29 protein-coding genes are annotated in these 25,275 nt (G+C 67.0%); 21 read left to right on the forward strand and 8 right to left on the reverse strand.

Translation table 11 applies throughout. From position 1 onward, the window contains the following. Positions 1-161 precede the first annotated feature (161 nt). The 4 genes from ACMZ6R_RS07440 to ACMZ6R_RS07455 all read right to left on the reverse strand — a co-directional run bounded on the left by ACMZ6R_RS07440 (position 162) and on the right by ACMZ6R_RS07455 (position 3,719). Positions 162-497, reverse strand: a complete 336-nt coding sequence (locus tag ACMZ6R_RS07440; RefSeq protein WP_416110284.1) for a hypothetical protein — start codon at positions 495-497, stop codon at positions 162-164. A gap of 148 nt (positions 498-645) precedes the next feature. Next, positions 646-2,061, reverse strand: coding sequence for a sigma-54-dependent transcriptional regulator (locus ACMZ6R_RS07445; protein ID WP_416110285.1), 1,416 nt, complete (start codon positions 2,059-2,061; stop codon positions 646-648). Positions 2,062-2,221: 160 nt separating this feature from the next. After that, complete coding sequence (locus ACMZ6R_RS07450) at positions 2,222-2,794, reverse strand: EF-hand domain-containing protein (RefSeq protein WP_416110286.1); 573 nt, start codon at positions 2,792-2,794, stop codon at positions 2,222-2,224. A 283-nt stretch (positions 2,795-3,077) separates the two neighbouring features. Next, a complete protein-coding gene (locus tag ACMZ6R_RS07455) occupies positions 3,078-3,719 on the reverse strand; it encodes a GDSL-type esterase/lipase family protein (protein ID WP_416110287.1) in 642 nt (213 codons plus the stop codon). Between the two features lie 270 nt (positions 3,720-3,989). Between ACMZ6R_RS07455 and ACMZ6R_RS07460 the strand changes: the two genes are divergently transcribed. Next, positions 3,990-4,841, forward strand: a complete 852-nt coding sequence (locus tag ACMZ6R_RS07460; RefSeq protein ID WP_416110288.1) for a PilZ domain-containing protein — start codon at positions 3,990-3,992, stop codon at positions 4,839-4,841. Positions 4,842-4,887: 46 nt separating this feature from the next. Here ACMZ6R_RS07460 and ACMZ6R_RS07465 read toward each other — a convergent pair whose 3' ends face one another. Continuing rightward, positions 4,888-5,850: a lysylphosphatidylglycerol synthase transmembrane domain-containing protein gene (locus ACMZ6R_RS07465; RefSeq protein ID WP_416110289.1), complete on the reverse strand. Its 963-nt coding sequence runs from the start codon at positions 5,848-5,850 to the stop codon at positions 4,888-4,890. A 77-nt stretch (positions 5,851-5,927) separates the two neighbouring features. Further along, positions 5,928-6,215: a c-type cytochrome gene (locus tag ACMZ6R_RS07470; RefSeq protein ID WP_416110290.1), complete on the reverse strand. Its 288-nt coding sequence runs from the start codon at positions 6,213-6,215 to the stop codon at positions 5,928-5,930. A gap of 193 nt (positions 6,216-6,408) precedes the next feature. Here ACMZ6R_RS07470 and ACMZ6R_RS07475 point away from each other — a divergent pair, with 193 nt between their 5' ends. Both ACMZ6R_RS07475 and ACMZ6R_RS07480 read left to right on the forward strand, forming a co-directional pair. Then, complete coding sequence (locus ACMZ6R_RS07475) at positions 6,409-7,209, forward strand: thioredoxin domain-containing protein (RefSeq protein WP_416110291.1); 801 nt, start codon at positions 6,409-6,411, stop codon at positions 7,207-7,209. 12 nt (positions 7,210-7,221) lie between these two features. After that, positions 7,222-7,788 carry a hypothetical protein gene (locus tag ACMZ6R_RS07480; protein WP_416110292.1) on the forward strand — a complete coding sequence of 189 codons (567 nt, stop codon included), beginning with the start codon at positions 7,222-7,224 and terminating at the stop codon, positions 7,786-7,788. A 74-nt stretch (positions 7,789-7,862) separates the two neighbouring features. Here ACMZ6R_RS07480 and ACMZ6R_RS07485 read toward each other — a convergent pair whose 3' ends face one another. Further along, entirely contained in the window at positions 7,863-8,057 is a 195-nt protein-coding gene (locus ACMZ6R_RS07485) for a hypothetical protein (RefSeq protein WP_416110293.1), read from the reverse strand. Between the two features lie 99 nt (positions 8,058-8,156). Continuing rightward, a complete protein-coding gene (locus ACMZ6R_RS07490; RefSeq protein ID WP_416110294.1) occupies positions 8,157-8,582 on the reverse strand; it encodes a hypothetical protein in 426 nt (141 codons plus the stop codon). A 272-nt stretch (positions 8,583-8,854) separates the two neighbouring features. Here ACMZ6R_RS07490 and ACMZ6R_RS07495 point away from each other — a divergent pair, with 272 nt between their 5' ends. The 18 genes from ACMZ6R_RS07495 to ACMZ6R_RS07580 all read left to right on the forward strand — a co-directional run bounded on the left by ACMZ6R_RS07495 (position 8,855) and on the right by ACMZ6R_RS07580 (position 25,268). Beyond that, complete coding sequence (locus tag ACMZ6R_RS07495; protein ID WP_416110295.1) at positions 8,855-9,145, forward strand: hypothetical protein; 291 nt, start codon at positions 8,855-8,857, stop codon at positions 9,143-9,145. Then, complete coding sequence (locus ACMZ6R_RS07500) at positions 9,145-10,947, forward strand: hypothetical protein (RefSeq protein WP_416110296.1); 1,803 nt, start codon at positions 9,145-9,147, stop codon at positions 10,945-10,947. The genes ACMZ6R_RS07495 and ACMZ6R_RS07500 overlap by 1 nt, the downstream gene beginning before the upstream one ends. Continuing rightward, positions 10,934-11,296 carry a zinc ribbon domain-containing protein gene (locus ACMZ6R_RS07505; protein ID WP_416110297.1) on the forward strand — a complete coding sequence of 121 codons (363 nt, stop codon included), beginning with the start codon at positions 10,934-10,936 and terminating at the stop codon, positions 11,294-11,296. Before ACMZ6R_RS07500 ends, ACMZ6R_RS07505 begins: the two co-directional genes overlap by 14 nt. Before the next feature lie 70 nt (positions 11,297-11,366). Beyond that, positions 11,367-11,915, forward strand: a complete 549-nt coding sequence (locus ACMZ6R_RS07510) for a hypothetical protein (protein WP_416110298.1) — start codon at positions 11,367-11,369, stop codon at positions 11,913-11,915. Positions 11,916-11,936: 21 nt separating this feature from the next. After that, the gene (locus tag ACMZ6R_RS07515) at positions 11,937-12,908 is read left to right on the forward strand and encodes a phage major capsid protein (protein ID WP_416110299.1); all 972 of its coding nucleotides are present in this window, start codon (positions 11,937-11,939) and stop codon (positions 12,906-12,908) included. Positions 12,909-12,940: 32 nt separating this feature from the next. Beyond that, entirely contained in the window at positions 12,941-13,660 is a 720-nt protein-coding gene (locus ACMZ6R_RS07520) for a hypothetical protein (RefSeq protein WP_416110300.1), read from the forward strand. Between the two features lie 34 nt (positions 13,661-13,694). Further along, positions 13,695-14,429: a hypothetical protein gene (locus ACMZ6R_RS07525; RefSeq protein WP_416110301.1), complete on the forward strand. Its 735-nt coding sequence runs from the start codon at positions 13,695-13,697 to the stop codon at positions 14,427-14,429. After that, positions 14,426-15,337: a hypothetical protein gene (locus ACMZ6R_RS07530; RefSeq protein ID WP_416110302.1), complete on the forward strand. Its 912-nt coding sequence runs from the start codon at positions 14,426-14,428 to the stop codon at positions 15,335-15,337. The genes ACMZ6R_RS07525 and ACMZ6R_RS07530 overlap by 4 nt, the downstream gene beginning before the upstream one ends. 24 nt (positions 15,338-15,361) lie before the next feature. Next, positions 15,362-15,820: a hypothetical protein gene (locus tag ACMZ6R_RS07535; protein ID WP_416110303.1), complete on the forward strand. Its 459-nt coding sequence runs from the start codon at positions 15,362-15,364 to the stop codon at positions 15,818-15,820. Positions 15,821-16,073: 253 nt separating this feature from the next. After that, positions 16,074-16,637, forward strand: coding sequence for a hypothetical protein (locus ACMZ6R_RS07540; RefSeq protein WP_416110304.1), 564 nt, complete (start codon positions 16,074-16,076; stop codon positions 16,635-16,637). Between the two features lie 9 nt (positions 16,638-16,646). Continuing rightward, entirely contained in the window at positions 16,647-17,315 is a 669-nt protein-coding gene (locus tag ACMZ6R_RS07545; RefSeq protein WP_416110305.1) for a hypothetical protein, read from the forward strand. A 235-nt stretch (positions 17,316-17,550) separates the two neighbouring features. Further along, positions 17,551-19,203, forward strand: a complete 1,653-nt coding sequence (locus ACMZ6R_RS07550) for a transglutaminase-like domain-containing protein (RefSeq protein ID WP_416110306.1) — start codon at positions 17,551-17,553, stop codon at positions 19,201-19,203. Beyond that, on the forward strand, positions 19,203-19,670 hold the full coding sequence (locus tag ACMZ6R_RS07555) for a hypothetical protein (protein ID WP_416110307.1): 468 nt from the start codon (positions 19,203-19,205) through the stop codon (positions 19,668-19,670). Before ACMZ6R_RS07550 ends, ACMZ6R_RS07555 begins: the two co-directional genes overlap by 1 nt. Next, on the forward strand, positions 19,667-21,085 hold the full coding sequence (locus ACMZ6R_RS07560; RefSeq protein WP_416110308.1) for a hypothetical protein: 1,419 nt from the start codon (positions 19,667-19,669) through the stop codon (positions 21,083-21,085). Before ACMZ6R_RS07555 ends, ACMZ6R_RS07560 begins: the two co-directional genes overlap by 4 nt. Then, positions 21,082-23,001 carry a hypothetical protein gene (locus ACMZ6R_RS07565; RefSeq protein ID WP_416110309.1) on the forward strand — a complete coding sequence of 640 codons (1,920 nt, stop codon included), beginning with the start codon at positions 21,082-21,084 and terminating at the stop codon, positions 22,999-23,001. Before ACMZ6R_RS07560 ends, ACMZ6R_RS07565 begins: the two co-directional genes overlap by 4 nt. Positions 23,002-23,017: 16 nt before the next feature. After that, positions 23,018-23,437, forward strand: coding sequence for a hypothetical protein (locus ACMZ6R_RS07570; protein WP_416110310.1), 420 nt, complete (start codon positions 23,018-23,020; stop codon positions 23,435-23,437). Between the two features lie 4 nt (positions 23,438-23,441). Next, on the forward strand, positions 23,442-23,915 hold the full coding sequence (locus ACMZ6R_RS07575) for a hypothetical protein (RefSeq protein WP_416110311.1): 474 nt from the start codon (positions 23,442-23,444) through the stop codon (positions 23,913-23,915). 3 nt (positions 23,916-23,918) lie between these two features. Further along, positions 23,919-25,268: a hypothetical protein gene (locus tag ACMZ6R_RS07580; protein ID WP_416110312.1), complete on the forward strand. Its 1,350-nt coding sequence runs from the start codon at positions 23,919-23,921 to the stop codon at positions 25,266-25,268. The last annotated feature ends 7 nt before the right edge of the window (positions 25,269-25,275 follow it).

Consider the following 25,275-nt stretch of genomic DNA (forward strand, 5'->3'; position numbering starts at 1 on the left):
GAAGAAAGGTTTCCCCCAAGCCCCCTTCCAAAGACTTTTAATAATAATAATGTGTTAGCCGTACGGCATCCGTAACGGTAGAAACTTTGGGAAGGGGAGAGCGCGAGAGGGGAGAACCCTTTGCAAAAGGGTTTCCCCTCTCGCATTCTCTTATCCTCTTCTTAAGGATTTGGAATAGCGAAAAAAAGTGGGTTTGGGCGGCGGCTTTCGGACAGAAAGCTGCCTTCGAAGTAACCCTGGCCGAATCCCGCCCGGTAGCCGGCGGCGTAGGCTCCGCCCCGGGACAGCTTGGACACCGGGGAATAGGCCGTGCCCATGTCCATGCTGGCCCGGATGAGCATGTCGCGGCGTCTGGCCTCAAGTCCGGAGATGGCTTCCCAGACGGCCTGGCGGCGATCGGTGTACGTCTCCTCTCTCCCGGTGACGGCACTGGGGCCGCCCACGAAGATGTAGGTCACGAGACCGATGATGCCGATGAGGATCACGACGTATTTCACCTGGACACCGTCCGGGGCGGCGCGACGACGCAGCCGACCCCGTGTCGGTTACGCGTGTCGTCCCTTGGTGTTCCTTTCGACGGGGGGAAGGGCCATCTTTAGCCGGCGGTGAAAAAAGCCCGCCCGGACAGCCCGGAAATGACGGCCCTTACGTCCCTGTGGCCGACAGGCCGTGCTTTTTGAGCAGGGCGTAGAGCCTGGAGCGCGACAGCCCCGAGACGTCGAGCATGCGGGAAATGTCGCCGGAGAAACGTCCGGTCAGGACGCGCAGGTACTCGGCCTCGCCCTTGTCGCGAAATTCGCGGAAAGGCGGCAGGCTTGCGGCCAGGGGCAGTCCTCCGGCCATGGGCCAGGGCGCGGCGGTCGCGGCGGCAGCCCGGGCGGAAACCCGGTTGCGGGCGACGCAGACCCGGATGTGCAGGGGCAGATGCACGGGCAGCAGCACCTTGTCGCCGCCGGCCAAAGCCAATGCGCCGTCCATGGTGTTTTTGAGTTCCCGCACGTTGCCGGGCCAGGGGTAGGCGAGCAGGGCCCGGGAAAAGTCCTCGGAAAAGACCCGGGGGGCGACCCCCAGCCTGTCCGCCGCCTCGACGACGAAATGATCGGCGAATTCCAGGATGTCCTCGGGATGCCCGGCCAGGGGCGGCAGCTCGATGCTCACGCCCTGCAACCGGAACAGCAGGTCCTCCCGGAACATCCCCTGGCGCACCATCTCCGGCAGGTCCTGGTTGGTGGCGGCCACCAGCCGGAAATCGCAGGCCGCCTCTTCGAGGCCGCCCACGGGGCGCACCCGGCGTTCCTGGAGCACGCGCAAAAAGGCCTTTTGCACCGAAAGCGGCATCTCCGCCACTTCGTCCAGAAACAGCGTGCCGCCATGGGCCCGCAACAGCACCCCCTCCCGACGCCGATCCGCGCCGGTGTACACGCCCTTTTCCGAGCCGAAGAGCACGCTTTCCACAATGCCCGCCGGCAGGGCCGCGCAGTCCACCACCACGAAGGCCCCGTCCCTGCGGGGGCTCCCGTCGTGAATGGCCCGGGCGAAAAGCTCCTTGCCGGCGCCGGTGGGACCGGTCAGCAGCACATTGACGTCGCTCGGCGCGGCCTTGGCGGCCTGATCCAGGCACTGGGCCCGCTTGGCGTTGTCGCCGACAATGCCTGTAAAATGGAAACTCGACACCGGCTTGGCCGCATCCCGGCCCCGGCATCGGTGCTCCATGGCGCTGACCAGGGGCGCGGTCATGGTTTTGACCGACGGCGGCTTCTCGATATAGTCCCACGCGCCCTGGCGCATGGCCCGTTCCGCGCCGTCCGGGTCGCCCCAGCCGGTAATGACGATGACTTCGGGATTCGAGGGCGTGCGGCGGATGTCGCTGATGGCGTCGAGGCCGTTGCCGTCGGGCATGCGCACGTCGAGAAAGACCACGTCCACATCCTTGTCGCCGGCCCGGCGAAGGCCCTCGGACAGGGTGGCGGCCATCTGGGGCGCGTGGCCAAGCCGGGTCACCACCCTGGCCAGAGCGTCGCGTATGGTCTGATCGTCGTCGATGATGAGCACGTTGCCCAAGAGCTGCCTCCGCGTGACCGCCGCAATGCCGGCAATCACCTTGCGCCCTTGGTTGAACATCCCGCCCCGGCCTGTCAAGAGCGCCAGCCGCGCGTTGCGGGGGAAACGGCCGACCCGACGTCCCCCCCGCAGCGTTTTCAGACGGCCGGCCCGAGCGCGGCTACGGCCGGCCGGCCGCCCGTGGCGTGCCGGAAAGACCGAAATCGTTTGGCGGCACCGTATTGTTGACATTGAGCGCCCGGGCATTCTCCAGGCTCGCCTTGGCGCAGGCGTCATCGCCAAGACGCATGCAGGCAATGCCCAGGTTGTAGTAGGCGTAGCTCAGGTAATCCACGCAAAGCCGCTTGGTCACGGCCTGGGAAAGCATGGCGACCGCGGCCGCGTTGTCGCCGGCAATAAGCAGGTCCGTGCCGCGCATGAAAAGGTCCATGCCCTCCCGACCCGAGCAGCGCCACCAAACCTTTTTGGAATGTTTGCCCCGGGCCGCGCGTCCGACCGTGCGACCGCCCATGGCCGCATATTCCGCCCGGTCGATCCTGCCGTCCTTGTTGCGGTCGATGACGCCGTAGCGCACCAGCGTCAATCCCGAGTTGAAGACCACCATTTCCTCGTAAACGATGAGGCCGTCCTTGTTCTTATCCACATTTTCAAAGGGCGGCTTCTTCCAGGCCAGGGCCGTGGCGGCCGAACAGCACACAAGTAAAGCGACGAACACCGCGAGCACACGTTTCATGGGCGATCCTCCTCGTTTTTTTCGGAGCCTGTGCCCACGTTACATGAAACCACAATCTTTCGCAGGTATTTTTCGACTACGCATGAAAAAAGGCGGGCATGGCCCACCTCAGACCGCTGATAAAGGCCCGATGGCTGCGTTGCTTCAAAAACTCCAAACCCTCGCGTAGTGATCTACGCGTCGGCCTTGGAGTTTTCTTGCGCCTTCCACTCGAACCTTTTCAGCAGCCTGATCCACTTGGCTTTGTCGACAAGCTCGCCTTGGTCCGTGCGCCCTTGCGCCGTCAGTTGGCCGGCGGCGGCGCAACGCCAAGTCCGGCCAACGTTTCGGGCCGGGTAAGCTCCTCGTTTGAGAGCGTGACGTACTTGTCGATCACCGACCGCCACAGGGCGTAGCCTTCCGAGCGCAGGTGCACGCCATCGGAGGTAAGGCCCGCATTGAGCGCCCCGTTGACGGCGAAATGACTGTGCAGGTCGATGTAGAGGCAGTGGGGCATCTCGGCGCAAAGCGCCTTGAGCCCGGCGTTGAGTTCCACGATCTTGTCGTTGGACAGGTCCGGCCGGTTGACCACCGGCAAAACGCTTTGCACGAAGATGAGCGTCTTGGGTGAACCCTGGCCGATGCGGCGCAGGATTTCCCGGTACCGGGCCAGTATGCTGGCGTTGGGACTCCACAACTCGTTTACGCCTTCCAGGATGAAGACCTTTTCCGGCCGCATCCGCACCACCGGCGAGAGGCTCTTGAGAATCCTGGCCGTGGTGTTGCTCACCATGCCCTTGTTGATCACGCCTTCAAACCCGCCCACGTAGTCCCAGCCGGCCGTCTGGCTCCCGCCCAGGAAAACCGTCTTGGTCCATGCCTCGGATGCGCCGAAAAAAAGCAGCGCCGTAAAAACGACGCTGATCCGGAACCATGCCGCAACCATTTCTCCCCTCTCCTTGCCCATAAGAATTCCCCCGTCCGTGCAACACGAACACGGCCGGCCAGGTAGCACGGGCCGGGAAAATTGAAAAGAGTCCGGGGACCTGCGGCAAACGAGGAAATCCTCGTTGCTGGCGGTCATTGCCCTGACCGCGATTTCTATTGTAGGAAAAGCCCACCGGGTCCCGCATCCGGCATGTCGTACCAATCCATAACCGAAGCGCGTCCGTTTTCCCTCCGGCAACCAACGGATCGCATCGTCGTGAGCCCCACCATGACCGCGCATAAGCAGTCCCGCCGTCTCATGGAAGAAGCCATCACGCAACGCTCCCACTGTTTTCTGTCCCTCCCCCAGGCCGTGACGGGCCTTCGAGAGCTCGAATGCGCCATCCTGGATTTCTCGTCGCGCGGACTTTTGCTCGAAAGCGCCGGCAAGGCCGCGGCCGGTCCCCATTGGGTGGGTCTGGACGTGAAGGGCTATTTTCGGGTGGTACTGCGCAACGGCAGCCTGGACGAAGACTTCTACACCTTCGACAGTCGTATCCGGGCGGCGGCCACGGGACAGACCGGGCAGGCCAGGTTGCGCCTGAACGAACCGGAAAGGCTCGTCTTCGGCCAGCGGCGCAAGAGCCTGCGGGTGGAACCGGAGCTGTCGCGGCTACACAAGGCGTTTTTATGGCGCTACGACAAGTGCCGGGGGTTTTCCCCGGACGCGCCGGCCATCAAGGGGAGCGATTTCCAAAGCGGCCTGGCGCGACTGGCCGACATCTCGGCCGGGGGCATGCGCCTAGCCCTGCGCGCACCGCTTGTCCGGGAGCGGGAGCTGGACATGACCACGGGCGACCGGGTGGTGGTGCACCTCCAGTTCAACGAGCCGCGCGTGGCGGGATCGCACGAATTCTGGATGGTGGCCCGCATCCGCCATGTGGCCGAGGACCGGGTCAGCCGTGACCAGTTGCTGGGCCTGGAATTCCTGGCCAGCGGCGCCATCGACGCCAAGGCCGGCAAGCTCCGCTGGCTGCCGGTCAAGGACCACGTGATCGCCGGCCTGACCGACATCTTCTACCAGTGGCACCTGGACAAGCATCGGGAAAAACTCGGAGGGAACGCCGTGCCCGTGAAATAAGCGCATGCGAATCGCGCGGAGGCGGCTGGCCCCCCCGCGCCCGGCCTCAGACGGCTTCCTCCCGGGCCTGCCTCGCCTGGCCGCGCAGGTCGCGAAGGCTCATGCCGCTTGCGGCCAGACTCCAGAGTCCCGCCAGGGTCACCGGCAGGTACTGCAACAAATGCATGGCCAGCCCCACGGCAAAGGCCCGGTCCCGGTCCACCCCGAACCAGCCGAGGGCCAGCACCACCGAGGCCTCGTACACGCCCATGCCTCCGGGCGCGCCGGGTATGGCGAAGCCGAGGGTGGCCACGGCGAAAACCGTCAGCACCAGCACCGGATCGGCCGGCAGCCCGGCCATCAGGCAAAGCCCCACGGCGTACATGATCAGGTAGCCGACCCAGGTGCCCAGGGTCCAAAGCGCCAGCCGCGCCAAAAATCCGAGCCGCAGGTTGGCGGACAAAAATCCCAGGATCTCGGCCGCGAAAAGCCGCAGCCCCTCGCCCGGGATCAGCCGCGTCAGGGCATGGGCCGCGCCGGGACGCAGCCGCAGCAGGGCAAGAAACCCCCATCCCCCGCCCACGATGGCCAGCAGCGGATACAGGACCATCCCCTGGCCGAGCAGCGCCGCCACGGCCGCGCCCAGAACCAGCAAGGCGTTGAGATCGAAAAACCGTTCCCAGAACACGGCCTCCAGCGAACGGCCCAGGGAGACCTTCGCCTCGCGGCGCAGATACAGCGCCTTGGCCATTTCCCCGAGCCTGGCCGGCAGCACGTTGTTGAGCGCCACGCTCATAAGGCACGCCCGCACGCCGGTCGCCGGCCCGATGCGGTCGGCCATGAGGAAACGCAGCCGAAGCCCCGGCAGCACGACCCCGGCCAGGGGCATGACGGCGTACAGGGCCACCGCCCATAGAGGAAAGGCCGCTAGGGTGCGCCCCAGGCCGCGCAGGTCGACGCCCCACAGGGCCCAGATCAAACAGCCCGCCACAAGGGCGATGCGCAGCGTCAGGGAAAGGATGCGTTTCATGAAAGCCACCTTGCAAAAAGGCCATGGGAGCGACGCGTTCCCATGGCCTTTTTGGGCGGACGAAGCAAGCCGTACGCCTACTTCTTGGGCAGCGAGGCGTAGTAGGCGGCCAGATCGGCGATATTCTCGTCCGACTGTTTTTTCATGATGAAGATCATGGCCTTGTTCTCGCCCTTGCCTTCCTTGAAGGCTTGCATCTGGGCGGTCAACACGGCGACATCCTTGCCGTTGAGGTCGCCCTTGCTCTTATGGCAGGCACAACCCTTGGCCATTTGCTCCCCCTTGGCGGCATCCCCGGCGGCCAGCGCCGCCGCTGCCGCGCCGCACAGCACCAGCGCGAAAAAAAACACAGCGATCCGTTTCATGCTGCCTCCTTGGCATCCGTATGCGTCCCTGCCCTCCCAGTTCGGAAAAGGGTTATTGCCCTGCTTACCCCAGCGCAAAAAAAAAGCAATCGTTGCCGCCTGTTTCCCTTGCACTTCGCAAATAATTGTTGCAATTCCCTCATCCCAAGGTAGGCTCTTCAGTCGAGCTCATCCGTTTTCAAAGGAACCGCCAATGCTTGCGCGCACCGCTTTTGTCATGCTCGCCACCCTGGTCCTTTTCGCCTGTTCGCCGGCCGCCTCGGACAACGCCGTGCGCCAGACCTTAAACGAGCATCCCGACATGGTTCTCGACGCCCTGGCCAAGCAGAAGCAGGAGCTTTACGCCCTTGTCCTGGCCGGCCAGCAGGAAAACCAGGACGTAACGCGCCAGGCCCAGCTGGCCGAGGAGCTCAAAAAGCCCCTGTCGCCGACCATCGACCCGGCCCGGGCCATGCGCGGCCCGGCCAATGCCCCGATCACGGTGGTGGTCTATTCCGATTTCCTGTGCCCCTACTGCGCCCAGGGCGCCTTGACGCTCAAAAAATTCATGGAACGCCATCCGGACTCGGTGCGGGTGCTTTTCAAACATTACGCCACGGACGACCTGTCCCGGCAGGCGGCGCTGCTTTACGAAGCCCTGGCCGCCCAGGACCCGAAACTGGCCTTTGCCTTCCACGATGCGGTCTTCGCGGCCCAGCCCGAGATCGAGCAGGCCGGCGAGCCGGCCCTGTACGCCCTGGCCGTCAAACTTGGCGCGGATGTCCCCAGGCTCAAGCGCGATCTGAAAAATCCCGCCCTGGCCAAGCGCATCGACGACGATGTGGCCGAGGCGCGGCGCTTTGACATCGAAAGCACGCCCACCTTTGTGATCAACGGTGTTTCGGTGCGCGGCGCGGCCCCGCTGGATGATTTTGAAAGCGTGCTGCGCAAGGTGGCCCCCAAGGGCGGCCAGGAAGCCCCCTGCGACACCTGCAACAAAAAGAAAAAGTCGTAACCCTTCGCGCGCATGAACCAGGAACACAACGCCCGCAGGGCTGCTTTTTTTCCCCGTCTTGCCTGCCTGGCGGCGCTTGCCTGCCTGCTTGCCCTGACGGCCGGCCCCGTCGCGGCCAAGCCCCCGGAGCAGGCCCGGCAACCCGACGAGGCGACCCTTGTCGTCATGATGGACGACGTCATCAAGTATTACGGCGAGACGCGCCCATCCGACGGCCGTATCGTGGGCCTGCTCCAGACCTATGAAAAAGACAAGGACAGCGCGGAATACAAAAAAATCCGCTTCCTCTTCGATACCCACCAGAAGGTCACGACCAGCCTCAACAACCTCATCGACATCCTCTACATCTCCCTCAAGCTCGGCCGCACGGACGAAGCCGAGGTCAACCAGTACATCTACGGCCGCAGCAAGAACATCATCACCTTCCTCAACAACATGGTGTATTTCCTGACGGCCCGGAACCAGGAGATCGAGCTTCCCGCCGCTTCCGACGTGCAAAAGCTCTACGAGGCCTATCTGGTGCGGCTGACCACCCTGCTCTACGAGCTCAACAAAGCCCTGACCCATTTCCAGAAATAGCCGCAAGCACGCCTCCGGCACCATAAAAAAGGCCGCATCCCTTGGGACGCGGCCTTTTGCTCGTGCGGCGAAGTTTATGCGTTGCGATCCGCGAGCGCGCCACGGGGAATTTCCGCCAGGGCGTCCGTCCGGATCGTCGCCTCCCGCGGCAGGCTCGGCAGGCTGACCGGCGCGGCAATGGAAAACGGCCGCCGGTCGGCCGGCTCGAGCCCATCGGCAAAGGCGACGGAGTGGTAGCCGTCGGAAAGGCCGACAACAAAGTCCGTCATCACGTCCTCCCCGGAACCAATGCTGCGTCCCTTAAAAAAAACCATCCGAGCCTGTCGCCCTCGGACGCATACGGCCGCTCGAAACCCTGCCGCGAGGTCCTACTTGGCCACTTCGGCCTGAAGCGCCTTGGCCGCCTCCGCGATCTTGGCCATGGCGGCCTTCTGGGTGTCGGTGTCCAGGCTTGCGGCCAGCCCCTGGGCCGCGGCGGCAAAGGCGGCCAGACGGTCCGCCTGCATCTGCTTGTGGATCTTGGCCGGCAGCGTGTCGAACGTCGCCACCTTGGCGTCAAGCGCCGCCACCTTGGCGTCGAGCGCCGCCATCTGGGTCGTCACATCGGCCACCGACGACAATTTGGCGCTCAGGGCCACATAGACCCCAATGGCCAAAATCACGGCCAGCAGGGCGACGAAAAGCCCGGCCCGGGCCGAGGTGGCGGTTTCCTTGGCTTCGATGGCCGGGCTATCGGCCTGGCTTCCCATGACGTCGCCGTACAGAGCCCGGACTTTCTTTTCCGTACCAAGCATAGGCGTCTCCTTCCCTGGGAAAAAATTTTGTTGCGTCCCAAGCTACCGCAAAGCCCGGCAGGGTACAATGCAAATGGCCCCCAACATGCCGTGTCCTTGGGATTTTTTTCTCATTTTCAAACGCATTTCTCCCCTGAGCACTCAGTCGATTCCGCCCAAAGCGGGCCTCCCCCGAAAAATTGACGCGGACTGACTGGTTTTGGGCCGGCTCCCATGGACTGATGGGGGTTGCGGGCGGCACGGGAAGCCGCCGCCAAAAGGGAGGCCCAAACATGATCCTGCGCTGCCGACTCTGCCACGCCGCAATAGCCGCCTTTGACCCCACCGACCTCACCCCGCCGCTGACCGGCGCCGTGTTCGGCCCCCTGGAGCCCGGCTTCCCACCGCCCTTTGATCCCGAGGCGTCCTTTGACGACGCCCGTTGTCCCTTCTGCCGCCACCATCCCCAGGGCTACGGGCCGGGAGGGCGCGGCAGCCTCGAAACCGACCAGGGAACCCTGGCCATCGGGCAGCCCGCCATCCGCCAGGAAACCAAGAAGCGCCCCCGCAAGGGAGGAAAATAATGGCCGAACCCACGTGTTCCCACGAGCTGCTGCCCCCGGCCGATCGGCCGGAGCAGGTCGGCCGGCGCGTCTTCGAACTGCTCCACGCCGTGGTCACGGACAAGGTCCGGCTGGGACTGGCCGACAAATGGACCAGCAACTACCGGCTGGGCCGCAACCGGGCCTGGCGGGGGGGCGTCCACCCCGGAGTGCCGCTGGTCAGCGCCAACCTGCTCCACCTGCACCGCCAGCGCACCGTCAACATGCTCACCGACAACAACCCCACCTTCAACGTCAACCGGGTGGGGCCGGCCGGCGACGAAGAACTTTTCCGGGCCCTGGAGCGCGCCGCCGCCTGGTGGTGGACCGAGCAGGAACAGCAGGCCATTTTCGAGCGCTCGGTCATAAACGGCGAGACCTACGGCCTGGCCGTGGAAAAGGTCGTGTTCGACCCGGACCTGGAATATGGCCTCGGCGAAGTGCGCACCGTGGTGGTCGACCCCTTCGCCTTCGGCGTCTACCCCACCTCCTGCCTGGACATCCAGGACGCCGAGGCCGTGCTCCACTTTACCCCCGTAAGCCTGCGCGAAGCCAAACGCCGCTGGCCCCGGGCGGCGGACAAGCTGACCAGCGACGCCGCCCTTCTGGCCCAGCTTGGCGACGGCCGCCGCGAGGCGATCACGGGCGACGGCTCGCGCCAGGGGCTTTTCGGCCGCTTCGGCGAGGTGGTGCGGGCCATCGTCGGCGCAAGCGGCGGCGACGGCCCCAGCGACGACGCGACCCTCGTGTGCGAATGCTGGGTGCGCGACTACACCATGGACGGCGACGTGCCGCGCTATCCGGGGTTTATTCGCTGCGTCACCGTGGCCGGGGCCGGCGCGGTCGTGCTCTCCGACCAGGGCAACCCTTCGGTCAACCCGGAGCTGGAGCCGGCCGAGGCCGTGGCCAGCTACCTCTACGACCGCTTTCCCTTCACCCTGGCCAATTCGCTGACCGATCCGGCCAGCCTCTGGGGCGCGTCGGACTTCGAGCAGCTCGCCGAGCTCCAGCTCGAAGTCAACAAGTGCCTGTCCCAGCTCACCTACCACAAGGACCGCTGCGCCCGACCCAAAATCATCAACCCCCGCGACTCGGGCGTGGCCAACGCCGCCTTCACCAACCGCCAGGGCATCGTCAACCCGGCGTCCATGGCCGCCGCCCAGGGCATCCGCTACCTGGAATTCACCAACAACACCAAGGATATCGAATCGGTGCTCGGCATCTATCGGGAACTGTTCAGCCAGATTTCCGGCATCGGCGAGATCGAGCGCGCCACGGCTCCCGACCATCCCGTCATCGCCTACAAGGCCATCGCCGCCCTGATCGAACAGGCGGCCACGCTCCTTCGCGGCAAGATCCGCAACTACTCCCGGCTGATCCGCGAACGCGGCCGCATGTTTTTAAGCCACATGCAGAACTGGTACACCGAAGAACGCTGGATCAGCTTCACCGAGAACGGCCGCGCCATGGCTGCGCCCATCCACGGGGCCAAATGCCGCATCCCGGCCCGCCTGACCGTCGTCTCCGGCTCCACCATGCCCGTCTCCCGCGTCCAACAGCGCGAGGAAGCCCTGGCCCTCTACCAGATGGGGGCCATCGACCGCCGCGACCTGCTCGAAAAGCTCGACTGGTCCAGCCGCGCCGGCGTGCTGGAGAGGATGGAAGGGAAAAAAGACCCAGGGGAGGCTTTGCCTCCCCTGGACCCCACCACCGGGGGGAATAATTCCCCCCGGGCCCCCTTGGCCGGAAAGGCCGGGAAGGAGGGTGAGTATGCCGCTTTATGACTTCCGCTGCCGGGTGTGCGGCAGGGTCTTTGAAGCCATGGCCCCGATGGACGGGAGTGATGGGGTCTGCGGCTGCGGCGGCGCGGCAACACGGCTCGTGTCCGCGGGCAGGGCCTACCGCGCCGACGCCGACTGGATCGCCTCGGTCACCGACGTCGTGGACAAGGCGTCGCCAAGCCCCCATGTCCGCGCCTTTCTGGCCGACCCCAGCCGCGCCAACTACCGGCGGTTTCTGCGCGGCGAAAAGATCCGCCCCATGGAGGAAGGGGAATTTCGCCTCCCCGCGGCCCGAAACGACGCGGTGCGCCGGGAAGTCAGGGAACGCTTCATCGCCAGAAACGGCCTCTAGCGGCCGCTTCCATACGCCGACGGCCCGGCTTCGCCGGCTCCCGACAACCCTTTAACCCGCAAGGGGAGATATGGACGCCGAACCCCGCACCTTGCCGCAGACGCCCCCGGTCGCGCCAACCGCCGACGCGTCTGCCGCCGACCCGCAGTCGTTTCTCTCGGCCCTGGAAAACCGCCTCGAAGCGCTGCTCGCCTCCCGCCTCGATGCCCTGGAGGACAAGCGCCACAAGGACGAACGCGACACGCTCATGGCCCGCTTCGTGGCCGAGCATCCGGATTACCGGGAGCTGGCCGCCTCCGGAGCTTTGGAAGCCCAGAAGCGCGCCAACACGCTGCTGGACGACGTGGGCGCCTATTTCGCCGCCAGGCTCGAAACCGAAGGGCAGGCCCACGAAGCCGTCCTGGAGAAAACCCGCCAGGAAGCGGCCGCGCAGGCCGAGGCCAAGGCCCTGGAACGCATCCGGACCAAGCGCCTGGCCCGGACCTTGAGCCGCACCCCGTCCGGGGCCGGTCGCGGCGAAGGGACCGATCCCGATCTGGCCGCGCCCGAAAAATTCGGCGGCATCAACGCCGTGCTGGCCGCCCGCCTTTTAGCCCGTCGCCAGTCCGGCGACATCTAACCCAACCAGGGAGGACGCCTCATGTCGCTTTCCATGACCGAAATCGAAGCCATCACCAGCGACTATTTCGCGGCCGCCGGCGGTCGGGCCGTGGATATCTACTTCCGCAATTCCTTCCTCCTCGACCTGCTCATGAACCGGCAGGCGGGGCTCTTCGAGCGGCCGGCCGGGGGCGAAAAAATCCGCGTGCCGCTCAACTACTCCGACGCCGAGGGCGGCTTTTTCACCCGCTCCGACACCCTTTCGAGCGACGACCGGGTGTCGGTCAACGCCGCCGCCTTCCATTGGAAGCACGCCTACGGCAACGCCACGGTCTATCTGACCGACGAGGTGGCGGCCAGCGGCGACTACGCGGCCGTGCAGTTCGTGACCCAGAAAATCGAGACCGCCCAGCGCACCTGCTCCAGTTGGCTGGCCTCGACGCTCTATTCCGCCGCCGGCGACGAGGCCCCGACACTGACCGGTCTGCGGGCGCTGACCAGCACCGATGCGGACAAGGCCTACGGCGGCATCGCCGAAGCCGACCTCGTGGCCGCCGACGGCACCACCCCCTGGAAGGGCGTGACCAACAACGCGGCCGCGACCATGAGCCTCGAAACGCTCCAGGAGCTGCGCAGCGCGGCCAAGGTCTCCGACGGCCGCGACGGCAAGCCCAACGTGGCCGTGACCACCGAGTCGCTCTACAACAAGGTCTCCCGCATCCTCCAGGTGCAGCAGCGCTTCGTCACCGACGACGGCGTGGCCAGCGCCGGCTTCACCCACCTCGTCTACGAGGGCATGGTCCTGGCCGCCGACGACTACTGTCCGGCCGGACACTGCTTCGCCGTCAACACCAACTACCTCGGCTTCGCCATCCACCAGAATGGCTTTTTCGCCCGCCAGCCCTGGGTCGACCTGGCCGGCCCGGCCGGGCGCTCCATGAAGATCCTCTGGCACGGCAACCTGATCTGTTCCAACCGCAAGGCCCACGCCTGCCACTCCAACCTGTCCTAGGCACCGACACCCCAATTCTTCAGGAGGAAATGATGGCCCAACCCATGAAGCTCTCCTTCACCCAGGACGTGGCCGAGACCTCGCCGGCCAAACGCGAGACCATCGGCGCGCTGCGCATCACCGCCGACGGCCGCAAGTTTCGCTACGCCAAGGCCGGCGCGTCGGTCCTGGCCGCCGGCAGCCTCGGCATGGCCCCGGCCGCCGTGGCCGCACACCAGAACCTTGCCGCCACCGAAGCCGCCGTCGGCGACCGGGTCGTCTCCCTGACCGTGGGGACGGCGGCCGTGGCCGAAAACGCCTATGAGGACGGCTTCCTCCAGGTGGCCGACGCCTCCGGCCAGGGCCGGCAGTACCGCATCCTCTCCAACACCGCCTGCCCCGCCTCGGGCACGGTGATCCTCACCCTGGCCGAACCCGTGCGCGGCGCGCTGACCGCCGCATCCAAGGTGTCCCTCGTGCCCTCGCCCTGGGCCGGGGTGACAGCCTCGGCCACCGAGGAGAACCTGCCGGCCGGAGTCACGCCCTGCGACGTTCCGGCCGGGCACTACTACTTCGCCCAGACCGGCGGCGTGGGCTGCTGCCTGGCCGGCGGCACGGCCGAAGTGGGCAGCATGCTGGTGCCCGGGGCCACGGCCGGCAGCCTCACGGCCATGAACGCCACCCTGGACACTGACCAGCCCGTGGCCGGCGTGGCCTTTGGCGCGGCCTTCACCGCCGGGCTGTGTCAGCCCTGCTTTCTGACCCTGGACTAGCCCCAGCGCGCAAGAGACGACTTTGGAGGATGTGATGGCGCAAGCGCAACTCTCCCTGCCCCGGGCCGCGGCCGAAGGACAGAAAAACGCCTGCCCCGACACCGTGGCCGGGCTTATGGCCGAGGTGGCCGGCATCGTCGGCGATCCGGCGGTCGGCGAGAGCGAAATCCTGCGGGCGCTCGGGCGCGGGCTTATGGCCGCCGCCGCCGCCGCCCGTCTGCCGGGGCTCGCCGCCGAGGCGCAACTCACCTTCCCGGTGGGACAGGGGCATGCCGCGCTGCCGACGGATATGCAGCACGGTCCCGTTTATGCCTTCCTCCTCCCCGGGCGTGGCCGGGTCCGGGTGGCGCCGGACCTGGCTTCGCTTCGGCGGGAAATCCGCTTCGGCGCGCGCGGGCGCATCCGCTGCGTGGCCGCCGGAGCCGGAAGACTCTACGCCCGGCCCGCGCCGACCGCCGACGCGACGCTGACCGTCGGCTACTACCGCCTGCCCGATCCGCTGGTCGCCCTGTCCGACAAGCCGGATTGTCTCCCGCCGCATCTGGCCGGACCGCTTCTGGTCAGCTTCGCCTGCCGGGAGATCTTCGAACGCCTGGAGGAAGGGGCCGATGGCAAAAAGCCCCAGACCGCCGCCTATGCCCGGCGTTTCGAGGCCGCCCTGGCGGAACTAGTCATCCTGACCGGTCCGGCTGTCATCCAGGACGAGCCGGCCGATATTCCCGCCCCCTGGGACGGCGGCCTGCCGGTCTTCGGGGAGGACTGGCCGTGAGCAAGGACATGCGGCTCACCCGTTGCCTGGGCCTTGGCCAGTCGGGATCGCCCCTGTCCCTGGTCTGCGAACCGGACACCGGCCGCTTCGAACTGGCCCGAGCCGTAAACGTCGAGGTCGTCTCCGGCCGCATCCGCCGCCGTCCCGGCTACGCGGCCATCGGGGAAGCGGGATTCGCGACGCTTTTCTCCGACGGCGCGAACCTCTACGGCGCGCGCGAGGGCGGCATCTGGCTGATCCCGGGCCAGGGCGAACCGCGCCTTTTGCGTGGGGACCTCACCCCCGAAGGCCGCGTCGTCTTCCTCACCGTCGGCGACACGGTCTACTTCACCAACGGCTTCGAAACCGGCCGCCTCCGCGACGGCACCGCCCTGCCCTGGGGCGGGGGGACCTATCCGGGCCCGGACCGTTCCGGCCGTTTCGTCCCGCCGCCGCCCGGCGGGCACCTGGCCCACTTTGCCGGCCGCATCTGGATCGCCTCCGGCAATCTGGTGCGCTTTACCGAAGGGGCCGGGCTCTTCGACTGGGTGGACGGCGTGGCCGGGTTCCTGCCGCCAGCCACCGGCCGGGTGCGGTTTCTGCGCGCCGTCGGCGGCGGGCTCTACATCGGCGACGACGCCGGCGTGGTTTTTGCCGCCGGGTACGACCCGAAAAAGGCCATGACCTTCAAGCGGGTCTGTCCCACGCCGCCCCTGTCCGGCAGCGACGTCGCCCTGACCGCCGGCCGTCGCGAGGCCGTGGCCGGACAGACGCTTGCCGGCGACGCGGCCCTTTGGGCCGGGGGGGACGGCATCTACCGGGGCGAGGCCGACGGCCGGGTCACGCGCCTAGCCGCGGCCGCCATCCCGCCGGGGAAGGCCCGCGCCGTGGCCACAAACCGCCGTTACCTGCTCTTCATCAACGCCTAGCAACAACACAAAGGAGCGCCACCTATGGCCCTGCGTCTCTCCACCGGTCTTCGCAACAAGCTGCTCGGCACCGAAGGTTTCAAGACCATCATGCAAAACGGCGTGATCCGCATCTTCCCGGGCGTGCAGCCCTCCAGCGCCGACGACGGCGAAAGCGTTTCCCCTCTCCTGGAGATCACCGTCTCCTCCGGGACCTTCACCGCCGGCACGGCCGTAAACGGGCTCAACTTCGCCGCCCCCTCCGGCGGCTCCTGCGCCAAGGCCTCCTCCGAAGTCTGGTCCGGCGCGGCCGCTTCCACCGGCACCGCCGGCTGGTTCCGCTTCTACGCCAACGACATGACGACCGGCTCGGATACCAGCCACGCCCGCTTCGACGGTTCGGTCTCCACCTCCGGAGCCCAGCTCAACATGTCGAGCACCGCCATCACCGCCGGAGCCACCACCACCATCGACAGCTTCGTCGTCACCATGCCGGCCTCGTAGGGAGGGGGAGAGGAGGAACCGGGGGGAGGGAACTTTTTGAAAAAAGTTCCCTCCCCCCGGACCCCCTACCCTCAAAAACTTTCAAAAGGGGATTCCTATAAATGCACCCCTGCGCATGGGACTTGTGGCCTGAGCCGGGGGGCGGGGTGGAGCGGGCGCGAAGGCGTATTCTTCAAATATGCGCCGCACGCGGCCGCCACACCCCGCCCCCCGGCCGACCAGCCATAAAAAATACAACCGCTAGGAAAAGACCATGTCCGACATCTATCCGCTTTCCATGCACTGTCGCTTCGAAGGCTTTCCCGCCCGCATCCGCGTGACCTGCGGCCAGGCCTTCGATACGGCCCGGGCCACGCCCTATTCCTACGGCAGCCGGGTCACCCTGTCCCAGACGCCCCGAAGCGGCCTGCTCTCCGGGACCCTCACCCCCGGCGAGCCCCTGCCGACGCTGGAAACCATCTATTCCGACACCGGCGACGACGACGATTTCTCGCTCAAGCTGGCCCATTACGGCTACGGCCGGTTCTACCTGCCGGACGCGGACGCCTCCCGCTACGCCCTGGCCCTGGTCAAGGGCATCCGGGTCGAGGCCACGGGCGTGTACCGTTCCTTCGAGACCGTGGACATCTGGGACACGCTGATCCCGGCGGCGACCGACCTGTCGAAACCCCTTGCCGCGGGGGACGCCGTCTATCTCCAGGACGACGACGGCACGGGACGGACCAGCGTGGTCTGGTATCGCGGGGACATGCCGGCAGGCGGCATCGTGGTGACCGGCACCCTGCAACTCGGCGGCGACGTCGCCTTCCAACTGTAGGAAAACGCCATGGAATCCGTCTCCATCTACAGCCGCTCGGGCGATGCCGTCACCATGGTCAGCCCCGACGCCGCCGCGCCGGCTCTTTACCGGGACCTGCTTTTCGTGCGCCGCTTCAACGATGTCTTCGGCCACGTCCCGGCCGACGAGGACCGCGTGGTGCGCACCCCGGGCGAAGTCTTCTACTCCACCAACGGCGCCCACGAACCCTGGTCCGTGCGCAACCAGATGATCGGCCAGGGCGATATGGTCAACGGCTGCTGGCGGCCCGACCCGAAAAACGCCGTGCCCGAATACGTCGGCGCGCGCTTCACCGAGCCGCTGAAGCTCACCGGCTTCCAGTTCGCCTGCAGCGTCTCCGACGAGCGCATCTACTGCCCGTGTGGCTCCGGACCCTGCGCCAATCCCACCAGCTTCACCCTGGAAGGCTCCAACGACGAGGCCCACTGGACCACGCTTCTGGACATGAAGGACTTCACCGGGATGCGCATGGTCTACGACAGCCCCTACGACGACGAGGACTGCTCCTGGTGGGACCCGGCCGTGTTCCTGTCCGACCGCATGGATATCCCCGACAGCCACTATTTCCTGGCCTACCGCATGGTGATTTCGGACTTCAAGCCGGACATCTACGGCAACTACCTCGTGTCCGAACTCGTGCTCTACGGCACGTTCTGAGTCCGCCGACAATCCTTTTTCCCGAAGGTGACGCCCATGCTGACCCCTCTACCGGAGATACCGGAAGCACCGGATGCCGGCGCGACCGAACGGCCCGTGCCGCCCCTGCTTCCCCGACCCCTCCAGGACCTGAGCGACGCGGAACCGTCCTCCGCCGGCCCCGCGCCGGAGCAAAGCTCGCGGCACAACCCCTTTGCCGGAGTGCGCGTGCGGCTCGTGCTGCCGGGGAGGCGCCATGTCCTCTCTTGAACAGTACCTGCTGACCATGGAGGCCGTGGAGGAAGAACACCTCACCGCCTCGGGACTGGCCGCCCTTCAGTGGGATGTTGCGGGGACCGGCACCTGCGGCGTGGTCACCGCCGCCGACGGCATTCCCCTGCCGATCCCGGAAATCGCCGCCTCGGGCGACTGGCTGCCGGCCGCAAGCATGTCCCTGACCGGACTGACCACCCTGGCGACGACCGACGGCTGGCGTCCGGCCTGGGGCGGGGGCAGCCTGCCGATCCCGGAAATCGCCGGACAGGCCAGCCTGGCCCGCAAGGCCCGGGCGACGCTCCCCCCCCTGTTCGGCCTGGGGCTCGCCGGAGCCTGCGGGAAAGCCGCGCTTCCCGCCATGACCGCCAACGGCCTGGACGCCGCTTCCGCGCGCATGGCCTCCGGTGTGGCGACACTGCCGGTCCTCGCCGCCCATGCCTACCTGTGCGGCCTGAACAGCCCCGTGACCAGCCAGGCCGGGTCCGCCGCCGTGGTCGGCCTGCTCTGCCTGGACGATCCCGAACTGGCCGCCGTGGCAGCATCCCTGGTGGATGCTTCGGCGGGCTGGGACGTCCTGGCCGGAGCCATGCTCGCGGCCGTGGCCCGGCGCGTGGTCTACGTTGCGGACGGCGACGACGACACGGATGTCTGGAACTGTGCCCTGGGCACCTATTTCCGGGGCAGCGGCGACTGCGAGGACGGGGCCATCCTGTTGCATGCCCTGCTGTTCGCCGCCGGAGTGCCGGCCGACCGGCTGGTCACGGCTTTCGGCCGGGTGGGCATCGACCGCGAGGGGCACAGCTGGGTGGGTTACCGCCGGGTTGCCGACGGCCGCTGGGTGGCGCTCGACTGGACCTGCGGCGCGTCCCAGGACGCGGTCGCCGGCCTGCCCGTACTCGGCGAGTCGGCCTACTACGCCGTGGTGGACTACGCCTTGACCGCCGGCTCCTTTTTCACGGTGCGCCAGAACGCGGCGGTCTTTTTCGCCCGGGCCACGGCCGACGCGGTCATCCTGCCGACTGCCGCCCTTGATGCTTCAGGCACCTTCGGCGGCAACGCGTCCCTGGAAGTTCCCTCCGGCTGGATGCGCTGCCGGGCAGGCGCGGGGGCGCGCGGTTCTGCCCGCATCCCGCATCCAACCGTATCCGGCTCGGCCGGGTCGGTCCTGGTTGCAGTGACGCTTCCGACCGCCGCCCTGGGCGCGGCTTGCGGCGGCAAGGTCCGTCTTGCCCCCTCGCTTCCCGAGATATCCGCCCAGGCGGGCGGCGGCGCGGCGGCGGCCATGCGCCTTGGCCGGACGCGAAGCACGGGTGCGGCCCGGACGGGCGTGCTGGTCGCGGGGCGCGTCACAATGCCCCTGTGGCGCAACCTGGGCCGTGGCGAGGCGGGACGCGTCGCAAGGGCGCTTTGCCTGCTTCCCCGGCCGCGCTGCGCCGCCGGCGGCACGCCCGGTTCCCTGGCCCCGGGAGGCCTGTCCCTACCCGTGCCGGACGCTTCGGCCGAGGGCCGGGAAATCGCCATCGTACAGGCGATGCTCCAGGCGGCGGCCCTTGGCGCGCGCGGCCTGGCCAGGCCCGGCGACGCGATTTTTGAAACCTGTCCCTGTGACGCCGCCGTCGGCGAGGAGTGGTGATGACGACCATCGGTTTTTCCCTGGAACTGGACAGCGGCGCGGTAACGAGCCTGGCCGGCCTGCCGGTCGTTGCCGCCTGCCGCCACGGCGGGGCGGTCGTTTTCTCCGACGGCAAGCGGCTCTACCGGATCGGCGGGGACACCGACGACGGCGCACCCATTGCCGCGCGCCTGACCCTGCCGGCGACCGACTGCGGCCAGCCCGGCCCCAAGCGGCTGCTCGGCCTGATCCTCGAAGGGCGTATCGACGGCGAAACCGCCGTTTCCGCCCAAAGTTCGGACGGTTCGGTCCTGGAAGGTACGGCCGGGCCGGTCGGAAGCGAGGGGCTCCCGGGCCGAACCATGGCCCGGCTCGGCCGGGGGCGCGGCGAGCACTGGCAGGCGGCAATCGCGAGCAGTGCCCGGGGCGCGTTCGACCTCGGGGCCGTCACCCTCGTCGCCCTGCCCTTGGACCGGAGGCTGGCGTGAACCGGAATTTCCGCCCCACGGCGCGCCTGCGCTACGACGGCGACGCCGCAACGCTCGCCGGGCTGCGCGGCCAGGCGCTCCGGGAGCTTGCGGTCATGGACCGGGAAAACGTGTTCGACCTGCCGGTCTGCTCCCGCGTCCTGCGCCTCCCCGGCGGCGAAACCATCGTGTGCGGCCGCACCGGGAGCCTCGACCGGGTGGACATCGTGGCCCCGCGCCACAAAAGCTCCCGGGCGGGCGAACGCCCCCCGCTCCGGCCGCGCCCGGAGAAGGAAGGCGATTTTTTCGCCATCCCGGACTGCCTTGCCCGCTACGAGGGGATGACAAGCCTGCAAAATGCCGTCACCGACGGCGACCTGGCCGGCTGGTCCCTGGGGCTCGGCAACGACGTCACCGTCATCGCGCCCTCGCAAGCCGGGCTGGCCATGCCCGAGGGCCTGCCCCAGGCCGGCATCGCGCGCGATCCGGGCGTGTTCGCGCTCCCCGGCGGCGCGGCCTCGGGCCTGCTTTTCGGCCGGGACCACATTCCCGACAACGCGCCTTTTTCCGTCAGCTGCCTGATGCGCTTACGCGAGCCCCTGGAGTACGACTACACCTACGACGACAGGGACGTGCTCAACCCCTTCCGCGCCTATTTCCTGCAAAGTGGGGACGGCTCGGAATACACCTGGGACTGTCCGGGCAGCATCTCCCCGGTGCTGGGCTTTTGTTCGCCGCATCTCCACCCCGGCTGGACGGAAACCGTCACCTATCCCTGGTCGCCCTGGAACACGGACTTCACCAGACAGACCGAGGAACTCGCCGGGGCGAAACGCGCGGCCACGGCCTGCCCGGACGCGCCGCTTTTGACCGGCGACGCCTATCGCGATGCGGCCGGCCACGCCTATCCCTACCCCCACGGCTTCATCCTCGGCCTCCAGGCGGCCGGACTCTTTGTCTACAACGGCAACCGGCTGCTCGGGGCGCGGCTGTCCAACTTCGAAAGCCAGTTCGGCTTCGCCCCGGCCCTGACCGATCCCCTGGAATACGGGCTGTGGCACCATGTGGCCATGACCCACGACACGGACGGCACGGTGCGCGTCTACGTGGCCCGGGAAGACGACGCCGCGGCCTCGGTCTGGACCGGAAACCAGCCCCTTTGCGCCATGGACGACGCCTGCGCCTCCCAGGCCAGCGGCGTCAACGCCTGGACGCTCCATAACGGCCGCACCGGCGCGACCATCGGGGCCTACCGCATGAATCCGGTCATGGACGTGGCCCTGCCCCGCTTTTTCCACTACGCCCTGTCCGCCGACCAGGCCTACCTGCTCCAGCTCGAAGCCCTGACCGGCCTTTTCGTGGCCGACGACCAGGAACTCGGCCAGGCGGCCGCCGCCGGACTCACCCCGATCATCATCCCCAAGGAGGCGTCATGAGCGATTCCACCGGCGCGGCCGGCATCGTCCGCAACAAGTTCGACACGGCCCAGAACTACGCCAACGACGCCTGGCTTTCCGCCATCTCGTTTTTAAACCAGCTCGGCGGCGTGGCCAGACTCACCTACCCGTCCGTGGACCTGCCCGACCTGCCGGACGCGCCGGAATACGCCGGCCTGCCCGATGTTCCGGACCTCGACGCCGTGCGCCTCGGCGAGGTCGCCGCGCCGACCGCCCCGCAACTGGCCACCACCAGCCTCGATGGCCTCGAAACGCCGGACTTCACCGTCGCCCCGCCGGAGATCAGCCTGCCGGACGATCCGGATCTTGTCTGGCCCGAGGCCCCGGGCGACGCGCCGGGCGTGCCGGACATCGAGTACCCGGCCGATCCGGCCATCAGCCTGCCCGATCCGCCGGTTTTCGACCCCATCACCATCCCCGAGCTCCCCGGCCCCATCACCCCGACCTTCGAGGGGGAACGGCCGCCCATGCCCGAGCTTGTCGCGCCGGGAAACCTCTTCGTCCTGCCGGGGGAGGAAACCTACGACTCGCCGGTGCGCGCGGCGGTCACGGACAAAATCACGAAAGCCCTTGTCGACGGCGGCGCGGGCCAGGGGGCCGAGCTGGAGGAAAGGCTCTGGCAGCGGGCGCAAAGGCGGGCCGAGGACGAGCTGGCCAAACGGCTGACCGAACTTGGCGACAGCTTCGCCGCCCGGGGAGCCTCGGCCCTAAGCGGCCCCATGGCCGACCTCCTGCGCCAGATCTACGCCGACCACGCCGACCGGCTGGCCGAGGAAAACCTCAAGATCCTGGTCAAGCAGGCCGATCTGGCCGTGGCGGCGGACAAGACCGTCGTGGAGCAGGCGCTGACCCTGGAGGCGCAAAACATCGAGCTGTTCAACCAGCACGCCGCCCGCGCCTTCGACGGGGCCAAGGCGCTGGCCCAGTACGGCTACGAGGCTCTCAACGCCGAGGTGGCCATCCACAACGCCCAGCTCGCCCGCTACCAGGCCGACGCGGCGGTGTTCGAGGCCCGCATCCGGGCCTCCCTGTCCGACCTCGAAGCCTACAAGGTGCGCTTCGAAGGGGCGCGACTCTCCGGCGAGGCCCAAAAGCGCGCGGCGGACCTGTATCTGGCCGAACTGTCCGGTGTTTCCGCCCTGGTCGGGCTCTACAAGGCCCGCATGGAGGGCGCGGCGGCCAAGTCGGCCCTCGGCCGCGACCGCTTAAGCGCCTACGAGGCCCAAATCCAGGCCTACGTGGCGGGGGTCAACGCCAACACCTCCCGCTACAACGCCCAGGCCGCGGCCATGGCCGGCCAGGAGGCCAAGGCGCGCATCTACGCCGAACAGGTGAGGGCCTACGGCGAACGCGTGGCCGCGGCTAAAACCGTGGCGGAAACGCGGCTGGCCGTTTCGTCCGAGGCAAATAAGGTCAGACTCGAGGCCTACAAGGCAGACGTGTCCCGCTTCGAGGCCGAATTGACCCAGGCCCGGGCAAGGGCCGAGGCACTGCTCAAGGACAAGGAACTGGCCCTTCGGGGCTACGAGTCGCTCCTTGCCGCGCGCCGGGCCGACGCCGACCTGCGCGCCAAGGACCATGCCGGGCAGATCGACGCCTATCTCAAGGCGGCCGAGGTCTCCATCAAGGAGGCGGACATGCTGCTGCAAAATTCCCTCGGCGAGCTGCGCCTGGAAGCGGAAAAGATCCGTTCCGGGGCCCAGGTCTCGGCCCAGATGGCGGCCAGCGCCCTAAGCTCCGTCAATGCCTCGGCCCAGATCGGCTACAGCGAGTCCATCGGCCAGCGCACGAACACCTCCACCACCGAGTCCACCCAGCGTTCCGTCAGCGAATCGACCACCAAGTCGAGCGGGTTCCGGGAAAGCTACAACCACAATTACAACTACAAGGTCTAACCAAGGAGGCACGACAATGGCCAACCTGATCTATCCGGCGTTCAAGCGGTCCCTGGGCGACGGCGTCTTCGCCCTGGCGTCCGACACCTTGCGCCTGGCCCTGCTCACCAGCGCCCATGCGCCGAGCGAGGGACATGCCGTCTACGCCGACGTGGCCGGCCAGGAAGTCTCCGGCACGGGCTACACGGTCGGCGGCAAGGCCCTCGCCGGGGTGACCTGGACCCTCTCCGACGCCACGGCCGTGCTCGACGCCGACGATCCGAGCTGGACCGAAGCCACGGTCACGGCCCGTTACGCCGCTGTCTACGCCGACAAGACCGTGGGCGCGCTGACCGGTCCGCTGGTGTGCCTGCTCGACTTCGGCGAGGAAAAAGGCGTCACGGGCGGCACGTTTTCCGTAACCTTCGATGCCGCCGGCATCCTGGTGATGGAGTAGCGCCATGGCCGACATCAAAACCCGATACGGCACGGCGGCGCAGGCCCTGACCATCACCCTGGACGGACTGGAGAGCGCCTCCGGGCGGCAGTCCGACGCCGTGGACAACGCGACGACGGCTTTTCTGGATGTGCTTGTGCAGCTTGCCCTCACATCGGGATCGTCCGGCGTCTCCAGCACGGGCACCGTCGAAGTCTACGCCTACGGCTCCGTGGACGGCGGTACGGGCTACAGCGAGGGAATGACCGGGAGTGACGGCGCGGCCACGCTGACCAGCCCGCCCAACCTGGTGCGGCTTGGCACCGTCAACGTGGTGGCCGCCGCGACCACCTATCGCAGCCGGCTTATGAGCGTGGCGGCCGCGTTCGGCGGCGTCATGCCGGCCAAATGGGGCCTCGTGGTCATCAACAAATCGGGCGCGGCCCTGGGGACGGATTGCACGGCGCAGTTCCAGGGCGTGACCCTGCAAACGGCCTAGGTCATGGCGATTTTTTTACGCAAGCAGTGGCGGCAAAAGCCCCCGGAAAGCTGGCAAATCGATTGGGGCCATCCGTTGGCGGATGGCCTTGCCAGCTTTATCACGGCTGATGGGGACCATGTTTCGGGGTATCCGCTGGTATTGATGGGAGCGGCCAAGCGCCAGGGCGACGGGACGATTTATTCCCCCGGTTCCAGCACAGACGGTGCATACGTTGACTTCAATCCTCTCATATTAAACATAAAAACAGATTTTTCTATTATTGTTTTTCACAAAATAAATGTTCTCCCATCATGGAGCCATTTATTTTCCATCCCGATAAACACAACGTATGCAGGAACGCAGGTTGCTATTGATGTATGCCAATACTATGATCAAGGCAAACTCTTATTAGGTTACAAAACACAATCGACTGAAGGAAAAGTCGTTTCTCCTGGGAACTATATATCAACAACTCGTTATAGTTCTTGTATTGCTGCATGCAAGAGCAATTCAAGCGTTTTATGGTATCGTGATGGGAATTTTTCGAATGCGTATTCATTTTTTTACAGTTCATCATTGGATATCGCTCCAGATTTTTCAAATCATCAACCAATAACAATCAGCAACCACTCCAGCACCTCCCCCGGCGAGGCGACCGGCGGAGTATTCGGCCCGACCATAGTTTATTCCAAAATGCTTTCTGCCGATGCGTTAAACCAACTAAACGAAAACCCGTGGCAGATTTTCGCCCCGCGCCGGCTGTACTGCGCGCTGTCCGTGACCTCCTCCCCCTCGGCAGGGGCCCGGGTCACGGCCGCGCGTATGGCGCACTCCGCCGGAACGGCACAGGCGCGGCCGATCGTGGCCGGTTCCCCGGCTGCGCCGCTTTTGCACCCGGCCGCGCCTGCGACGGCCGCCGAGGTCGCAACCAAAGGCGCAACCGTGGCGACACACCTGGCAGCCGTCGTCAATGCGGGCGCGCCCCATGGCGCTGCAAGGGCCGCCGTAGCGCCGGCCATGTCCGCCGTGGTCGCGCGCACGGGGCTGTCCGCGTTCGCCTCGGCCCTGGCCGAGGCGCTGCCGGCCTTTTTGGGCGCGACCCCGGGCGAGCACACAGGGACGCCTATCGCCATCGTGGTCCCCGACGCCGTCCAGGCGGCGCTTGCGGCCCGGGCTGTTGCGGCGGCGGCGGCGACAACAGCCGGCGCCACGGCTTGCGTATTGCGCCTCCTGGCGCGATCGCTTGCCGGGGATATCGTCATACGCGAGGTCGCGCGCCTGGCGTCGCCCATCACGACAACGGTTCGAAGGGCCTCGGCAGTTGCCGTCGCCATACGCCTGGCGTCACCCATCGAAACGGAGCAGGCATAAGGAGGGA

It is taken from the genome of Solidesulfovibrio sp. C21 (assembly GCF_047785625.1).
GTDB lineage: Bacteria > Desulfobacterota > Desulfovibrionia > Desulfovibrionales > Desulfovibrionaceae > Solidesulfovibrio.

Coding starts and splice junctions, on each gene's coding strand:
- ACMZ6R_RS07450 (WP_416110286.1), bottom strand. CDS start 2,794: ATGAAACGTGTGCTCGCGGTGTTCGTCGCTTTACTTGTGTGCTGTTCG.
- ACMZ6R_RS07455 (WP_416110287.1), bottom strand. CDS start 3,719: ATGGTTGCGGCATGGTTCCGGATCAGCGTCGTTTTTACGGCGCTGCTT.
- ACMZ6R_RS07460 (WP_416110288.1), top strand. CDS start 3,990: ATGACCGCGCATAAGCAGTCCCGCCGTCTCATGGAAGAAGCCATCACG.
- ACMZ6R_RS07465 (WP_416110289.1), bottom strand. CDS start 5,850: ATGAAACGCATCCTTTCCCTGACGCTGCGCATCGCCCTTGTGGCGGGC.
- ACMZ6R_RS07470 (WP_416110290.1), bottom strand. CDS start 6,215: ATGAAACGGATCGCTGTGTTTTTTTTCGCGCTGGTGCTGTGCGGCGCG.
- ACMZ6R_RS07475 (WP_416110291.1), top strand. CDS start 6,409: ATGCTTGCGCGCACCGCTTTTGTCATGCTCGCCACCCTGGTCCTTTTC.
- ACMZ6R_RS07480 (WP_416110292.1), top strand. CDS start 7,222: ATGAACCAGGAACACAACGCCCGCAGGGCTGCTTTTTTTCCCCGTCTT.
- ACMZ6R_RS07485 (WP_416110293.1), bottom strand. CDS start 8,057: ATGACGGACTTTGTTGTCGGCCTTTCCGACGGCTACCACTCCGTCGCC.
- ACMZ6R_RS07490 (WP_416110294.1), bottom strand. CDS start 8,582: ATGCTTGGTACGGAAAAGAAAGTCCGGGCTCTGTACGGCGACGTCATG.
- ACMZ6R_RS07495 (WP_416110295.1), top strand. CDS start 8,855: ATGATCCTGCGCTGCCGACTCTGCCACGCCGCAATAGCCGCCTTTGAC.
- ACMZ6R_RS07500 (WP_416110296.1), top strand. CDS start 9,145: ATGGCCGAACCCACGTGTTCCCACGAGCTGCTGCCCCCGGCCGATCGG.
- ACMZ6R_RS07505 (WP_416110297.1), top strand. CDS start 10,934: ATGCCGCTTTATGACTTCCGCTGCCGGGTGTGCGGCAGGGTCTTTGAA.
- ACMZ6R_RS07510 (WP_416110298.1), top strand. CDS start 11,367: ATGGACGCCGAACCCCGCACCTTGCCGCAGACGCCCCCGGTCGCGCCA.
- ACMZ6R_RS07515 (WP_416110299.1), top strand. CDS start 11,937: ATGTCGCTTTCCATGACCGAAATCGAAGCCATCACCAGCGACTATTTC.
- ACMZ6R_RS07520 (WP_416110300.1), top strand. CDS start 12,941: ATGGCCCAACCCATGAAGCTCTCCTTCACCCAGGACGTGGCCGAGACC.
- ACMZ6R_RS07525 (WP_416110301.1), top strand. CDS start 13,695: ATGGCGCAAGCGCAACTCTCCCTGCCCCGGGCCGCGGCCGAAGGACAG.
- ACMZ6R_RS07535 (WP_416110303.1), top strand. CDS start 15,362: ATGGCCCTGCGTCTCTCCACCGGTCTTCGCAACAAGCTGCTCGGCACC.
- ACMZ6R_RS07540 (WP_416110304.1), top strand. CDS start 16,074: ATGTCCGACATCTATCCGCTTTCCATGCACTGTCGCTTCGAAGGCTTT.
- ACMZ6R_RS07545 (WP_416110305.1), top strand. CDS start 16,647: ATGGAATCCGTCTCCATCTACAGCCGCTCGGGCGATGCCGTCACCATG.
- ACMZ6R_RS07550 (WP_416110306.1), top strand. CDS start 17,551: ATGTCCTCTCTTGAACAGTACCTGCTGACCATGGAGGCCGTGGAGGAA.
- ACMZ6R_RS07555 (WP_416110307.1), top strand. CDS start 19,203: ATGACGACCATCGGTTTTTCCCTGGAACTGGACAGCGGCGCGGTAACG.
- ACMZ6R_RS07565 (WP_416110309.1), top strand. CDS start 21,082: ATGAGCGATTCCACCGGCGCGGCCGGCATCGTCCGCAACAAGTTCGAC.
- ACMZ6R_RS07570 (WP_416110310.1), top strand. CDS start 23,018: ATGGCCAACCTGATCTATCCGGCGTTCAAGCGGTCCCTGGGCGACGGC.
- ACMZ6R_RS07575 (WP_416110311.1), top strand. CDS start 23,442: ATGGCCGACATCAAAACCCGATACGGCACGGCGGCGCAGGCCCTGACC.
- ACMZ6R_RS07580 (WP_416110312.1), top strand. CDS start 23,919: ATGGCGATTTTTTTACGCAAGCAGTGGCGGCAAAAGCCCCCGGAAAGC.